The following is a 14160-nucleotide window of genomic DNA, read 5'->3' on the forward strand; positions in this document are numbered from 1 at the left end:
CCCGGCAGGGCCAGGGCGTTTTGGGATGCATGCGGCGCCCGAAGCTTCGGGCGCCAACAGCGGATTATGCGTTGCCCGCGGGCCCGCGCAGCAGCCCGGCCCAGCGCTTCACATCTGCCAGCGGCTGCAGGCTTTGGTCACCGGTCTCGCGCAGCGGCTTCAGCGTCACCTGGCCCTGGCTCAGTTCGTCGGCGCCGAACACCAGAGCGTAGCGGGCACCGCTGGCATCGGCCTTCTTGAACTGCGCCTTCATGCTGCCGCCGCCGGCGTGCATCTGCACCGCCACGCCTTCGGCGCGCAGGCTTTCGAGCACTGGCAGCACCTTCGGCAACGCCGCAGCGTCAGGGATCACCGCATAGGCGTCGGCCGCGCCGCTGGGCACCGGCAGAGCCAGTTCCTGGATCAGCAGCAGCAGCCGCTCGATGCCCAGGCCAAAGCCGACCGCCGGCGCGCTCTTGCCGCCCAGCTGCTCGATCAGCCCGTCGTAGCGGCCACCGCCGCAGACGGTGCCCTGCGAGCCCAGGTGGTCGGTGACCCACTCGAAGACGGTCAGGTTGTAGTAGTCCATGCCACGCACCAGCCGGGTGTTGACCCGGTATTCGAGACCGGCGGCGTCGAGGATGGCGCGCACCGCATTGAAGTGCGCCAGCGTCTCTTCACCGAGGAAGTCCATCAGCTTGGGCGCGGCTTCCACCATTGCCTGCATTGCCGGATTCTTGGTGTCCAGGATGCGCAGCGGATTGCTGTGCAAGCGGCGCTTCGCGTCTTCGTCCAGCAGCTCAGCGTGGGCTTCGAAGTGCGCGATCAAGGCCGCGCGGTGCGCCGCACGTTCTGCCGGCTGGCCCAGGCTGTTCAGTTCCAGTCGCACATGGTCGCCCTCGACCAAGCCCAGCTCCTTCCACAGCCGGCGCACCAGCAGGATCAGTTCGGCGTCCACGTCCGGGCCGGCAAAGCCCAGCGCCTCCACGTCCAGCTGGTGGAACTGGCGGTAGCGGCCCTTTTGGGGCCGCTCGTGGCGGAACATCGCGCCCAGGGTCCACAGCCGCAACGGGCCGTTGTAGAGCGCGTTGTGCTCCACCATTGCCCGCACGATGCCGGCGGTCGCCTCGGGGCGCAGCGTCAGCTGGTCGCCGTTCATCGCGTCGGTGAAGGAATACATCTCCTTCTCGACGATGTCGGTCACTTCGCCCAAACCACGCACGAACAGGGCGGTGGGTTCGACGATGGGGGTCAGGATGTACTGGTAGCCGTAACGCGCCAGCACCGAGCGCACGGTGGACTCGAACCAGTGCCACAGCGCCGAGTCGGGCAGCTTGTCCTTGCGGGTCACGCTGCCCGGCAGGATGTCGTTCATCCCCTTGATGGCCTGGAGGGTCTTGCTCATGGTGGTTTGCAACTGAAATGGCAGCCTGAGCCCGGAAAGCGGCTCGGCAAAGTCAGCTAAAGCTTGCGCGGCCAGGCCGCGCAGGGTCAGCGAGCGAAGGGGTGAGGCAGCGTCAATGCGCGGCCGTGACGCTGCCGTAGCGGCGTTCGATGTACTGCTCGACCACCGTCTGGAACTCGGTGGCAATGCCCTCGCCGCGCAGCGTCATGGCCTTTTCGCCGTCGATGAAGACGGGCGCGGCCGGCGCTTCGCCGGTGCCTGGCAGGCTGATGCCGATGTCGGCATGCTTGCTCTCACCCGGGCCGTTGACGATGCAGCCCATCACGGCGACCTTCATGCTCTCGACGCCCGGATAGCGCGACTTCCAGACCGGCATCTGCGCCCGCAGGTAGTCGTCGATCTGCTTGGCCAGCTCCTGGAAGGTGGTGCTGGTGGTGCGGCCACAGCCGGGGCAGGCTGTGACGCTGGGGTTGAAGCTGCGCAAGCCCAGAGACTGCAGGATTTCCAGCGCGACCACGACCTCTTGCGTGCGCGCCTCACCGGGCTGCGGCGTCAGCGAGACTCGGATGGTGTCGCCAATGCCTTGCTGCAGCAACACCGACAGCGCCGTGGCCGAGGCCACCGTGCCCTTGGTGCCCATGCCGGCTTCGGTCAGGCCCAGATGCAGCGCGTAGTCGCAACGCTGCGCCAGCGCGCTGTAGACCGAGATCAGGTCCTGCACGCCGCTGACCTTGCAGCTGATGATGATCTGGTTGGCCGACAGGCCGATGGCCTGCGCGTCGCGGGCAGAATCCAGCGCCGACTGGATCAGCGCCTGGTACATCACCTGCTTCACCTCCCAAGGCTTGGCGCGGCGGCTGTTCGCGTCCATCAGCGCAGCCATCACCTCCTGGTCCAGGCTGCCCCAGTTGACGCCGATGCGCACCACCTTGTCGTAGCGGCAGGCGGCCTCGATCATCTGCGCGAACTGTTTGTCGCCTTTCTCGCCCTTGCCCACGTTGCCGGGGTTGATGCGGTACTTCGACAGCGTCTCGGCGCAGGCTGGATGCTCGGTCAGCAGGCGGTGGCCGTTGTAGTGGAAGTCGCCCACCAACGGCACGGCGATGCCCATGCGGTCCAACTGCTCGCGGATGTGCGGCACTGCGGCAGCGGCCTCGGGCGTGTTGACCGTGATGCGTACCATCTCCGAGCCGGCAATCGCCAGCTCCTTGACCTGGATGGCGGTGCCGATGACGTCCACCGTGTCGGTGTTGGTCATCGACTGCACGCGCACCGGCGCATCGCCACCGACCGTCACCACGTTCGATCCCCAGGCGACGCGGGCCTGGCGGCTGCGGCGTGCCAGCGGGCTCAGCACGGGGATGGGCGCACTGTCGTCGGGCACTTCGACCTGGTCACGCACGGCTTGCTCAGTCATCTTCATCAACCTATTTCAGCTCGAGGCGGACCACGTTGTCCCGCGTCAGCGATTGCAACTCGATCGGCTTGCCGCGCAGCGTCAAGTCGGTGCCTACGGCATTGCCAATCTTCACACGCATCGGGAAGGCCCCGCTCAGCCCCACGGTATCGCCAGCGGCCACTGTGCGTGCCAACAGCGTCTTGCCGCTGCCGTCGATGACCTCGATCCAGGAATCCTGGCGCGCATGCAGTTGCAGCGGGCCGGACGGATCCAGGCCAGCCGAGGCCGCCGGTTGCGGCTTGCTTGCAGCCTCGGCGGCGGCCAGTGCAGCCACACTGCTCGCAGCGGGTTTGACGGCCTGCAACGCGGCGCTGGCCGGGGCTTGCGCCACCGGCGCGGGCTGCGATGCCACAGGTGCCGGGCTGCCCGCATCACCGGCCAGCGGTGCATCGGCCTGCGGCACATTCGCCAGCGGCGCGTCGGCCATCGCCGGGGTGCCGGCGTCATGGGCGCCAGCAGCTTCACCGCCATTCGCCGCGCTGGCGGCACCGCTGTCGAACACGGCCGACGCTGCGGCCGTGCTTTCCGGCGCCGCCTGCGTCAGCCAGCGCCAGCCAGCGCCATCGCGTGGCAGCAGCCAGAGCGCCAGCGCGGCGATCACCAGCAGCGCGATCAGGCTCAGGAAACCGCGGCTGGCCAGCAGTTGCTCAGCCGGCTCACGCTTGCCACCGCGCTCGCGGAACGGCGCGTTCAGGCCGTTGCTCACATGCTCCAGCTTGTGCGCCTCGGCCCTGGGCAGCCGTGCCAGCACCGGGGCCGGATCGATCTTCAAGGCACGGCAAGCGGCCTGGGCCAGCGCGCGCACAAAGGTCGCCCCTTGCAGTTCATCGTAGCGGTCGGCTTCCAGCGCCTCCAGCTTGCGCGGCGCCACCTTCAGCTGCGTGGCCAGCGCGCCCAGGTGCAGGCCTTGCGCTTCGCGGGCGTGGCGCAGCATCGCGCCTGGCGTGGCGTGCACGTCAGCGGTGACGCGGTGGCTGTCCGCCTCGTCTGGCTCACTCATCGAATCGACCCTTTTCGAACAGCAGGGTTTCGGGCGCTTCGGGGAAACGGCCGCGCAACTGGTTGCCCAGAACCCGCACCTGGCTGTCCTGGCGCAGGCGATTCTCGACGCGCAAGGCCAGCCACAGCGACTGGGCGGTGACCAGATTGTCCTGGGAATTCACGCGCCGAACGTAGAAGCGCGCGCGCTCGAACTCGCCTTCCTTGTACAGCACCTCGGAGAGATTCACGGCTGTGGCCGGATTGGCGGGGTCGATCTCGTAAGCACGCGACAGCGTCTTCTCGGCATCGGCCAGGCGGAAGTCACGGGCCTGGCAGACGCCCTGGGCCAGCAGGGCCCGCGAAGCGTCGCGCAACTCGGGTTGGGCGACCAGGGTGTTGTACTGCGCGTCTGCCTCGCTGAAGCGGCGCTGCTGGCACAGGAACCAGCCGTAGTTGTGCATGGTGCTGAGGTCGCTGGGCGACAGCCGCAATGCATGCCGGAAGCTTTCCTCGGCCAGCTGTGGCTGGTTCAGGCTGGCATAGATCAGCCCGCGCAGGTTGTAGGCCTCGACCGAGGTCGGCTTGGCAACGATGGCCTGCTTGACTTCGTCCAGCGCGGTGGTGTTCATGCCGCGGCCGAAATAGGCCTCGGCAAGCTCCATGCGCACCTTGGCGCGGCGGTCAGCGTCGGTCTGGTCCGAAGCGGTCACCAGGTCCTTGCTGTCCCTGGGCTTGTCAGCCACACAGGCGGACAGGCTCCAGACGAGCCCCGACGCCAATCCCCACATCAGCAGCCCCCGGCCCAGCGCGGCGCGCCAAGCAGCACGGCCATGAAGAACACCGTCTTGCGAACGGCCCTGTGCGACGCCAGGAGCAAACATCATCGTAGCGGAGACCCCAGGGGAACAATGGGCACGGGCAGGCGCTTCATGCGCTCGCTCGCTCGGGTGCGGTCCTGCACTTCGCCAGCAAGCTGGCCGCAGGCGGCATCGATGTCGTCGCCGCGCGTCTTGCGCACGGTGGTCACCAATCCGCCATCCTGCAGGATCTTCGCAAAGCGCATCACCTGCTCGCGCGGCGAGCGCAGCAGGCCGGACGCCGGGAACGGGTTGAACGGGATCAGGTTCAACTTGCAAGGCACCCGGTTCGGGCCGCGGCCATTGACCAGCGCCAGCAGTGCGCGCGCGTGGTCTTCGGTGTCGTTGACACCATCAAGCATGCAGTATTCGAAGGTGATGAAGTCACGCGGCGCGGCTTCCAGGTACCGCAGGCAGGCCTGCATCAGCTCGGCAATCGGGTACTTGCGGTTCAGCGGCACCAGGTCGTCGCGCAGCGCGTCAATCGGCGCATGCAGCGACACCGCCAGCGCCACCGGGCAGTCTTCGCGCAGGCGGTCCATCATCGGCACCACGCCGGAGGTCGAGACCGTGACGCGGCGGCGAGACAGGCCGTAGGCATGGTCGTCCAGCATCACGCGCAGCGCAGGCACCAGCGCGTTGTAGTTCTGCAGCGGCTCGCCCATGCCCATCATCACGACATTCGTGATGGCACGTTCGCCTGGCTTCAGGCCCAGCCGCGCGCGCAGCTTGTGTTCGGCCATCCAGAGCTGCGCCAGGATCTCGCCGGTCGTCAGGTTGCGGCTGAAGCCCTGGTGGCCGGTGGAGCAGAAACGGCAGCCCACCGCGCAGCCGGCCTGCGAGGACACGCACAAGGTACCGCGGTCATCTTCGGGGATGAACACGGTTTCGACCGCATTGCCGGCGCCGACGTCAAACAACCATTTGACGGTGCCATCGGTCGAAATCTGCTCGGTGACGATGGGCAGCGGGCGAATCTCGGCTTTGCCGGCAAGTTTTTCGCGCAGCGATTTGGCCAGGTCGCTCATGGCGGCGAAGTCTTGCGCGCCTCTTTGATGAATCCAGCGGAAAAGCTGGGTGGCGCGGAAGCGCTTTTCACCCAGCCCTTCGCAAAACGCAGCCATGCCATCGAGATCGAAGTCGAGAAGATTGACGACGCCGGTCATGACGATGTGGCCGCTTGAGATGGCAGAAGAATCCAGCCCGCGATCAACGCGAGTGGATGTTCATGCCGGGGAAGAAAAAGGCGATTTCGACAGCAGCCGTTTCGGCGGCGTCAGAACCGTGCACCGCGTTGGCGTCGATGCTGTCGGCGAAGTCGGCGCGGATCGTGCCCTTCTCGGCCTTCTTCGGATCGGTGGCACCCATCAGGTCACGGTTCTTCAGGATGGCGCCTTCGCCTTCGAGGGCGGTGACCATCACCGGGCCGGAGATCATGAAGTCGACCAGATCCTTGAAGAAGGGACGGGCGGCATGCACGGCGTAGAACGCTTCGGCATCGGTGCGCGACAGATGCATCATGCGCGCAGCGATGACCTTCAGGCCGGCGCCTTCAAAACGGGCGTAGATCTGGCCGATGACGTTCTTGGCGACAGCGTCGGGCTTGATGATCGAGAGGGTGCGTTCGATGGCCATTTGATTTTTCCTTCAGGAGTAGTTTTCGGCGAGCGAAAGGACAAAGCCCACAATTTTAGCCTTGCCCTGTGAAACAGGAATAAGACGAAGCAGCCGCGGGGTCAATCCTGGCTTGCCTGAGCCGTCGCGGACGGTCGTTCGACCTGCACCCGCGACGCTTGCTGAACCTCAGCGGCCGCCTCGACGACCACCACCACCGCCGCCGCCGCCGTTGCCCCGTCCCTGCATCTTGCGGGTGAAGGCATCGGCGCCGATGTAGCCGACCGAGGTTTGCATCGGATCGGGCTGACCCTGACCACCGCCACCGCCCTTGCCACCCTTGCCGTTGCGCCCCTGGCTGGGGCCACGTCCGGTGTTCTGGACAAAACGCTTGTCGTAGGTCTGTTGCAGCGGGTTCGGGATCGGACCGTTCTCGAAATCATGCTCGCGCGAGCCAGCACGTTCGCGTTGGATGGCGCGCTTGTCGTAGGTCTGCTGCAGCGGGTTCGGAATGCGGCTGGGATCGCCCGGCTCCCGGTCATCGCGCGGCAGCATCGGCTCGCCCTGGTCGCGGCGGTTGGCGTTGGGGCCGGGGTTGTTGCTGCGGCCACGCGGGCCATCGGCCCTGGCCTCGTCGCGCCGGCCGCCCTGCTGCTGGCCGGGGCCTCCGCGGGCCGGGCGACCGTCGCGACGGTCCTGCTGGCCACGGTTTTCGCCGCGCGGTTCCTGGCGCGCTTCACCACGTTCACCACGCGCTTCGCCGCGCGGCTCCGGGCGACCCTCGCCGCGCGCGCCCTGGCGCGGCTCGCCACGGCGCCCGTCCTGCGGGCCGTCACGCCGGCCGTCGCGCTTCTCCGGCCGACCACCGTCGCCACGCGGTGCGCCTTGCGCCTGGCCTTGCTGGCCACCGGTCAGTTGGCGCAACGCCTTGACGTCCATCTCGCCCAAATCCACGCAGGCACCGCGCTTCAAGCCGCGCGGCAGCACCACGCAGCCGTAGCGCACGCGGATCAGCCGGCTCACCGCCAGGCCAACCGCGTCGAACAGCTTGCGCACCTCGCGGTTTCGGCCTTCGGAAATCACCACGCGGTACCAGCGGTTCACGCCTTCGCCGCCACCTTCCTCGATGGCCTTGAACGCGGCCGTCTGGCCCTCGATCTCCACGCCTGCCAGCAAGCGCTCCTTGGCCGGCTTCTCCAGCGTGCCGAGCACGCGCACCGCGTATTCGCGCTCCACGCCGAAGCGCGGGTGCATCAGCTTGTTGGCCAGGTCACCGGAGTTGGTGAACAGCAGCAGGCCTTCGGTGTTGATGTCCAGCCGGCCGACCGACTGCCACTTGCCCTGCTGCAGCCGCGGCAGTTTGCGGAACACGGTGGGCCGCTGTTGCGGGTCATCATGCGTGACGACCTCGCCCACCGGCTTGTGATAGGCGATGACACGCGGCGGCGGCGGCGCGATGCGCACGCGCACCGGCTTGCCTTCGATCGAGATGCGGTCACCAAACGAGATGCGCATGCCGGTGTGCGCGACCTCGCCGTTCACCTCGACCCGGCCTTCCTGGATCATCTGCTCCATGTCGCGGCGCGAACCGATGCCGGACTGCGCCAGCACCTTGTGCAGCTTGGGCGCATCTGCATCGGGCAGCAGCACCCGCTTCTCGGCTTGTGCCTCACCCTCGAACAGCGCCTCGGCCTCCGGCTCTGCGTCAAATTCACCCGACAGCAAGCTGGCAAACACCTCGCCTGCATCCAGCGCGCTGGGTGCCGCCACCGGCAATCCGACGCCCGCCTCAGCTTCGCTGTCAGCCTCTACCGCCAGCCCGTCCCCCGGCAAGGCCTGCGCCTGATCCGCCCCCGCCTCGGCGCGACCCGCACCCCGGCGCCCACGCCGGCGATTGCGCCCACGCTCGGCACCCGATTCAGCCTCGGCCGAAGCCTCGCCTTCGGCTGCAGCAACTGCGTCACCAGACAGCGCGCTGGTGGCCGCCTCTGCCGCTGCCACAGGCGCCGCAGCTTCGGCGACCGGGGTCACGGCGACTGGCGCCACATCGGCCACCGCCACAGCTTCGGTCACAGGGACCTGCGCCACCGGCTCATCGGTCGCAGCCGCGGTCTTGCGCGGCGCACGGGGCTTGCGTGGCGCGCGCGCCGGAGCAGCCGCTTCTTCGGCAGCCATGGGCGCAGCCGCTTCGGGTGCCGCCGTCACATCGGGCGCCGGCTCAGCGGCCTCCACCACCGCAGGCTTGCGGGTGCGGGTGCGCTTTTTCGGCGCGTCAGTGGCTTCGGGCGCCGGGTTGGCGGGCAGATCGTCGGGGGCGTCAGGTGCGTCGGAGTTCATGCTGAGAGGACTAGGGCTTGGGCGGCGCGAGGGTTGCGTCGGGTTCGGGAGGAAGTTCGGAGGCTTCGGCAGGGGCCGATGCGTCGAGAGAGGGGGAAGAAGACTGGAAAACCAGTTCTGCGGCATCGGATGGGACGCCCGGTGGTTCAGCCTGGTCGATGGGCTCGGCACTTGCTGCAACGGCCGGCGTTTGCAGCGGCTCGTCAAGCGCCAGCGCGCCCTGCTCTGTCAGCAGTTCGGGCTGCGCATCCGCCAAGCTGGCCAGTGCCGCATGGCCACCACCAGCCGAGTCCAGCAGCGGCAGGCGATCCAGGCTTTCCAGCCCGAGGTCGTCCAGGAACTGGCGGGTCGTGGCGTACAACGCCGGGCGGCCGGGGGCGTCTCGGTGGCCGATGGCTTCGATCCAGTTTCGGTCTTCCAGTTGTTTCATGATCTGGCTGGACACCACGACACCGCGAATGTCCTCGATGTCGCCCCGCGTGACCGGTTGCCGGTAGGCAATGATGGCCAGGGTTTCAAGCACCGCACGGGAATAGCGCGGCGGCTTTTCGGGGTTCAGCCGATCCAGGTATTCGCGCATTTCAGGCCGGCTCTGGAAGCGCCAACCCGAGGCCAGGCAGACCAATTCCACGCCCCGGCCCTGCCAATCCCGCCCAAGTTCGTCCAGCAGGTGGCGCAGCGTGTCCGCGCCCACCTGGTCATCGAAAAGCACGCGCAATTCGCGCAACGGCAAAGGCTGCGCCGCGCACACGAGGGCTGTTTCCAAAACGCGCTTGGCGTTCTCTGTATTCATGGACACGCGTCGATGGACCAGGCCTGGGGAAAGGCGGTTATGTCGCCCCGCAGGGCAAACTGTTTCAGCATCGTGAGCTGCATGGGCAGACAGACAGGTACCAGCGACCGGCCCCATCCTGGCAAACGGAGGGGGCGAACAACAGCGGCTGGCATGCCGACTCAATCACCGGCACAGCAAAAACCTGCGGCGGGCATTTTTCAGGGTTGCCGAATTCGGGCGAGTGGTGCGACGGGCTGTGTTGCGGCTTTTCTGCACACAGACGGTGACGACGTGGCGGCGTCTCGAGCCCTGGCTTTCAGGGCGCCGCGGGCCGGATTGAGACAATCAAGGGCCCGATGCCTGCCACGTTCGCAAAGCTTCCCAGAGCGCTTCGCACCATACACCGAGGGCTTCGAGATGCATCTGCGCGTTCAAGGCACGCCAGACCAACTCTATTCACCAACTCGGTTCAGTTTGGAATTGTACAGCCTGACCGCCCGCAGGCCGCAATAAATGGCGTCAGCCCGGCACAGAAGCCTGGTCTGGCGCATGGTCAGGCGCGATTTGAGCCCAGGCCTGGGCCAGATCGGCCGGCGGTGGTGCACGAAACAGCAGCGGCTCGCGGGTGATCGGATGCTCGAACCCGAGTTCCACCGCGTGAAGCGCCTGTCGCAGCAGGCCGAGCCCTGGCGGGCCGCCATACACGGCATCGGCCAGCAGCGGGTGTCCCCGCTGGCTCAGGTGCACCCGGATCTGATGTGTGCGGCCGGTGTGCAGCTTGCAGCGCACCGCGCTGACGCCACTCTCGAAGGCGACTGGGTAGACATCGGTGCGCGCCGGCTTGCCACCCGCCTGCACCGCCATCCGCACGCGGGTGCTGGGGTCGCGGCCAATGGGTGCGTCGATCACGAACGGACTGCTGCCGACGTCGCCATGCACCAGCGCGATGTAGCGCCGCCGCACGTCGCGTTGCGCCATGTCGCGCACCAGCGCCGTCACCGCCTCCAGGCTGCGGCCCACCACCATCAAGCCCGAGGTGTCCTTGTCCAGGCGGTGCACGATGCCGGCACGCGGCAAATGGGCCGCGCGACCGTCCAGCGCCAGCAGGCCGTTGAGCAGCGTACCCGACCAGTTGCCGGCCGCCGGGTGCACCACCATGCCGGCCGGCTTGTTGACCACCAGGACATGGGCGTCCTGGTAGACGATGTCGAGTTCAATCGACTCGGGCCGGAAGGCCAGGCTTTCGGCGGGCGGCACCAGCCGGACCACCAACACCTGCCCGGCGCGCGCCTTGCGCGACACGCTCTGGCTGGACACACCATCGAGCGTCACCTCACCTTGCTCGATCAGCCCTTGCAGGTGGTTGCGCGAAAACTCGGGCACCAGCGTTGCCAGCAGCTTGTCCAGCCGCTGGCCATGTGCCGGCGCGCCCAGTGCATGGGTGCGAACCTCGAATTCTTCGGTTGATGAAGCAGCGGTGTCCAGCGCCTCGTCGTCCAGTTCCAGGGCGGTTTCGGTCGCGGAATTCATCGACGCTGCCGCCTTGGCAGCGGGCACCTTTTTCGAGCTCTGGGCACTCATATAATCGTTTGGCTTTCTTTCTTGTGTATTCACGCTCAACCGTGTTGCGGGCGCCCCGGCGCTTGCCGGATCCATGACCCAATTTCCCGCATTCCGAGCCGCTTCCCGAATCGCCCTGGTGGCCTTGCTGGCGGTGACCGCAGCCTGCGGCTCACTCAAAGATGAGGAGATGAAGGGTACGGCCGAGAAATTGTATGCAGATGCCAAGGAAGAGATGGCATCTGGCAACTGGACCGCTGCCATCAAGGGCCTGGAGCGCGTCGAAGGCCGGGCTGGCGGCGGCCTGCTGGGCCAGCAGTCCCAGCTCGACCTGGCCTACTCGTACTGGAAGTCCGGCGAGAAGGCCCAGGCCATCACCACGCTGGACCGCTTCATCAAGCTGAACCCGTCCAGCCCCGGCCTGGACTATGCGCTGTACCTGCGCGGCCTGGTGAATTTCAATGAAGACTTCGGCATCCTGGCCGCCCTCTCGCAACAGCAGCAGTCCGAGCGCGACCAGCAGGCCTCGCGCGAGTCCTACCAGTCGTTCAAGCAGCTGGTCGACCAATTCCCGGACTCCAAGTATTCGCCCGATGCCCGCGCGCGCATGGACTACATCGTCAATGCGCTGGCGGACTATGAAGTGCACGTGGCCCGCTACTACCTGCGCCGTGGCGCGCTGGTGGCCGCTGCCAACCGGGCCCAGCAGGCCATCACCGTCTACCCGCAGACGCCTGCGACCGAAGAAGCGCTGTACATCCTCGGCCAAGCTTATGACCGGCTCGGGCTGGACAAGCTGCGCGACGACGCCAACCGCGTGCTGGCGCTGAACTTCCCGAACAGCCGCCTGCCCCAGGAAGGTTTCAAGGAACGTGAAAAGGCCTGGTGGCAGCTCTGGTGAGCCAGCCCTTCGCAGCATCCAGACAGAGCGACCCGCGGGTCGCTTTTTTCATGCCAGCGAACGCTCGCTGGCGAGCTCGCGCAGCCAGCCCAGCGCCTGCTCACCACTGGTGAGCTCGGCCATGGGTGGCAAGGCGCGCAGCAAGCGCGCGCCATAGCGGGCCTGCAGCAGCCGCACGTCGCACACCACCAGCAAGCCCTTGTCGGTCTCGGTACGGATCAAGCGACCAGCGCCCTGCTTCAGCGCAATCGCCGCTTCGGCGACGAAATAGTCGTTGAACGCGTCGCGGCCCTGGCTCTTCAGCTGCTTGACCCGGGCCTCGACCAACGGGTCGTTCGGCGGCGGGAACGGCAGCTTGTCGATGATCACGCACTGCAACGCGTCGCCCGGCACGTCAATGCCTTCCCAGAAGCTGTGCGAACCGACCAGCACGCTGTTGCCGGCCTGGAAACGCGACAGCAAGGCCCGCTTGGCAGCCGTGCCCTGCACCAGCACTTCCAAGGAGCTGCCCAGCGTCTTCAGCTCCCCCTGCAGTGCCTCCGCAATCGTGCGCATCGCGCGCAGCGTCGTCGTCAGGACGAAGGTGCGGCCGCCGAGCGCCGCAGCGCAATGCGCCGAAGCGCGGCCAACCATCACCGGATGATTGCTCTCGCTGGGAGCCGGAAAACGAGGCGGCACGTAGACCCGCGCATGGGCTGGGTAGTCGAACGGGCTGCCCAGGCGCAGCTTGCGGGCGTCTTCCAGGCCGGCGGCTTCGGTGAACCAGCTCAGGTTCTCATCGTCGCCCAGCGTGGCCGAGGTGAAGACCCAGGCGCGGCTGCCGGCAGCACGCTGCTCGCCCATCATGCTGCGAATGTCCAGCGGAGACTCGACGAAGCGCGCCTGGTGTGGCGTCAGATCGACCCAGCGCACCCGGTCCGCTGGCGTCGGCCCCTGGAAACGTGCGGCCTGTGCGGCGAGTTCCTGCGCGCGTGCCTGCAGGCGGCCGAAGTCGGGCGAAGCGCCGGTATTGGCATCCAGCGCAGCCGCGGCCGACTTCAACGCCTCGGCCAGGCCGCTCAGGCGCTCCTGCAGCGCGGCCCCTCGGCGCGTCGCCTCTTCCCAGCTCAACCGCAAGGCCGCGCGCACTTCCAGCTGCGGCCCGGCCGCAGCCAGTCGCAACTCACGCGCTGCGTGTTCGCAGGCCGCCACCAGGTCCTGCCAGGGCGCCAGGCCGCGCGCCTGCTGCAGGCCGGCAGCCAGCATGTCCTGGCCAAAGTCCAGCACCTGGCCGGTACCCAGCGTCTTGCCGAGGAACTGCACGCCGGCCTCGACCATCTGGTGCGCCTCGTCGAACACCGCCACGTCAACCGTCGGCAGCAGCTCGGCCACGCCGGTGTCGCGCAGCGACAGGTCGGCAAAAAACAGGTGATGGTTGACCACCACCACGTCGGCCGCCATGGCCTCGCGCCTGGCCTTCATCACGTGGCAGGCGTGGTACTCGCCGCACTCGCTGCCCAGGCAGTTGTCGCGTGTGGAGGTGACCAGCGGGATGATCTCGGAGCGCTCGTCCAGCCCCTCCAGCTCGCTGATGTCGCCGCTTTGCGTCGCATGGGCCCAGGTCTCGATGCGGGCCAGCGCGCGCACGGCCATGCGGTCCGGCAGCTGAGCGCCCTCGCGGGCCTGCACCAATCGGTGCTTGCAAAGGTAGCTGGCCCGGCCCTTCAGCAGCGCCACCGTGGTCGGCAGCTTCAGGACCTCGCGCAGGCGCGGCAGGTCGCGGAAGAACAGCTGGTCCTGCAGGTTCTTGGTGGCGGTGCTGACCAGCGTGCGCCGGCCCGACAACAGCACCGGCAGCAGGTAGGCAAAGGTCTTGCCAACGCCAGTGCCAGCCTCGGCGACCAGCGAACTGCGCCCGGCAATCGCCTCGGCGACCGCGCTGGCAAGCGCGGTCTGCTGCTCGCGCGGCACGAAGTTGCCGTCTGCCTGGGCAAGTGCGCCGGTGCCGGACAGCGCTTCGCGAACCGCCTCGCCCAGCTCGGCCAGATCGGCCAGCATGGGCTCGTCGGTTTCAACATTCATGGGTGGGTTCAGGCGGGCTCTTTCGGCTCCAGCGACGCTGCCAGCCGGGAAATCTGGTCGCGCAGCAGCAGCCGGCGCTTCTTCAAGCGGCGCAGCGCCAAATCGTCACGCTGCGGGGTTTTGCTGGCCTGGTCGATCAGGCTGTCGAGATCGGCGTGTTCCATGCGCAACTCGATCAGCCGCCTTTGTGGCGAATGCAAGCTATCGGGCATGGGAAGGTCGGCGTCCACA

The 14160-nt window shown here is 67.4% G+C and carries 13 protein-coding genes; 2 read left to right on the top strand and 11 right to left on the bottom strand.

Translation table 11 applies throughout. The features are described 5' to 3' along the window. Positions 1-64: 64 nt before the first annotated feature. From hisS to rlmN, 5 genes are all read right to left on the bottom strand, one after another. Positions 65-1384 carry a histidine--tRNA ligase gene (gene hisS / locus ACAH41_RS02200; RefSeq protein ID WP_325648149.1) on the bottom strand — a complete coding sequence of 440 codons (1320 nt, stop codon included), beginning with the start codon at positions 1382-1384 and terminating at the stop codon, positions 65-67. 112 nt (positions 1385-1496) lie between these two features. After that, positions 1497-2801: a flavodoxin-dependent (E)-4-hydroxy-3-methylbut-2-enyl-diphosphate synthase gene (gene ispG, locus ACAH41_RS02205; protein WP_325648150.1), complete on the bottom strand. Its 1305-nt coding sequence runs from the start codon at positions 2799-2801 to the stop codon at positions 1497-1499. Between the two features lie 10 nt (positions 2802-2811). After that, positions 2812-3843, bottom strand: a complete 1032-nt coding sequence (locus ACAH41_RS02210; protein ID WP_325648151.1) for a RodZ domain-containing protein — start codon at positions 3841-3843, stop codon at positions 2812-2814. Then, positions 3836-4612 (bottom strand): type IV pilus biogenesis/stability protein PilW, encoded by a 777-nt coding sequence (gene pilW, locus ACAH41_RS02215; RefSeq protein ID WP_325648159.1) that lies wholly within the window; start codon positions 4610-4612, stop codon positions 3836-3838. The genes ACAH41_RS02210 and pilW overlap by 8 nt, the downstream gene beginning before the upstream one ends. A gap of 92 nt (positions 4613-4704) precedes the next feature. Then, positions 4705-5784, bottom strand: coding sequence for a 23S rRNA (adenine(2503)-C(2))-methyltransferase RlmN (gene rlmN / locus ACAH41_RS02220; protein ID WP_325648160.1), 1080 nt, complete (start codon positions 5782-5784; stop codon positions 4705-4707). Here rlmN and ACAH41_RS02225 point away from each other — a divergent pair. After that, on the top strand, positions 5722-5865 hold the full coding sequence (locus ACAH41_RS02225; RefSeq protein WP_325648161.1) for a hypothetical protein: 144 nt from the start codon (positions 5722-5724) through the stop codon (positions 5863-5865). The genes rlmN and ACAH41_RS02225 overlap by 63 nt on opposite strands. A 25-nt stretch (positions 5866-5890) precedes the next feature. Here the strand turns inward: ACAH41_RS02225 and ndk are convergent, their stop codons facing one another. From ndk to ACAH41_RS02245, 4 genes are all read right to left on the bottom strand, one after another. Beyond that, the gene (ndk, locus tag ACAH41_RS02230) at positions 5891-6316 is read right to left on the bottom strand and encodes a nucleoside-diphosphate kinase (RefSeq protein WP_325648152.1); all 426 of its coding nucleotides are present in this window, start codon (positions 6314-6316) and stop codon (positions 5891-5893) included. Positions 6317-6484: 168 nt separating this feature from the next. Further along, entirely contained in the window at positions 6485-8632 is a 2148-nt protein-coding gene (locus tag ACAH41_RS02235) for a pseudouridine synthase (protein ID WP_325648153.1), read from the bottom strand. Between the two features lie 10 nt (positions 8633-8642). After that, entirely contained in the window at positions 8643-9425 is a 783-nt protein-coding gene (scpB, locus tag ACAH41_RS02240; RefSeq protein ID WP_325648154.1) for an SMC-Scp complex subunit ScpB, read from the bottom strand. A gap of 501 nt (positions 9426-9926) precedes the next feature. Further along, positions 9927-10937: an RluA family pseudouridine synthase gene (locus ACAH41_RS02245; protein ID WP_325648155.1), complete on the bottom strand. Its 1011-nt coding sequence runs from the start codon at positions 10935-10937 to the stop codon at positions 9927-9929. Between the two features lie 124 nt (positions 10938-11061). Here ACAH41_RS02245 and ACAH41_RS02250 point away from each other — a divergent pair, with 124 nt between their 5' ends. Next, positions 11062-11868, top strand: coding sequence for an outer membrane protein assembly factor BamD (locus ACAH41_RS02250; RefSeq protein ID WP_325648156.1), 807 nt, complete (start codon positions 11062-11064; stop codon positions 11866-11868). Positions 11869-11916: 48 nt separating this feature from the next. Here ACAH41_RS02250 and ACAH41_RS02255 read toward each other — a convergent pair whose 3' ends face one another. Then, positions 11917-13929: an ATP-dependent DNA helicase gene (locus tag ACAH41_RS02255; RefSeq protein ID WP_370538148.1), complete on the bottom strand. Its 2013-nt coding sequence runs from the start codon at positions 13927-13929 to the stop codon at positions 11917-11919. Between the two features lie 8 nt (positions 13930-13937). Next, positions 13938-14141 carry a DUF465 domain-containing protein gene (locus ACAH41_RS02260; RefSeq protein WP_325648823.1) on the bottom strand — a complete coding sequence of 68 codons (204 nt, stop codon included), beginning with the start codon at positions 14139-14141 and terminating at the stop codon, positions 13938-13940. Positions 14142-14160: the final 19 nt, after the last annotated feature.

It is taken from the genome of Ideonella sp., assembly GCF_041287625.1.
Classification (GTDB): Bacteria; Pseudomonadota; Gammaproteobacteria; order Burkholderiales; family Burkholderiaceae_C; genus Ideonella.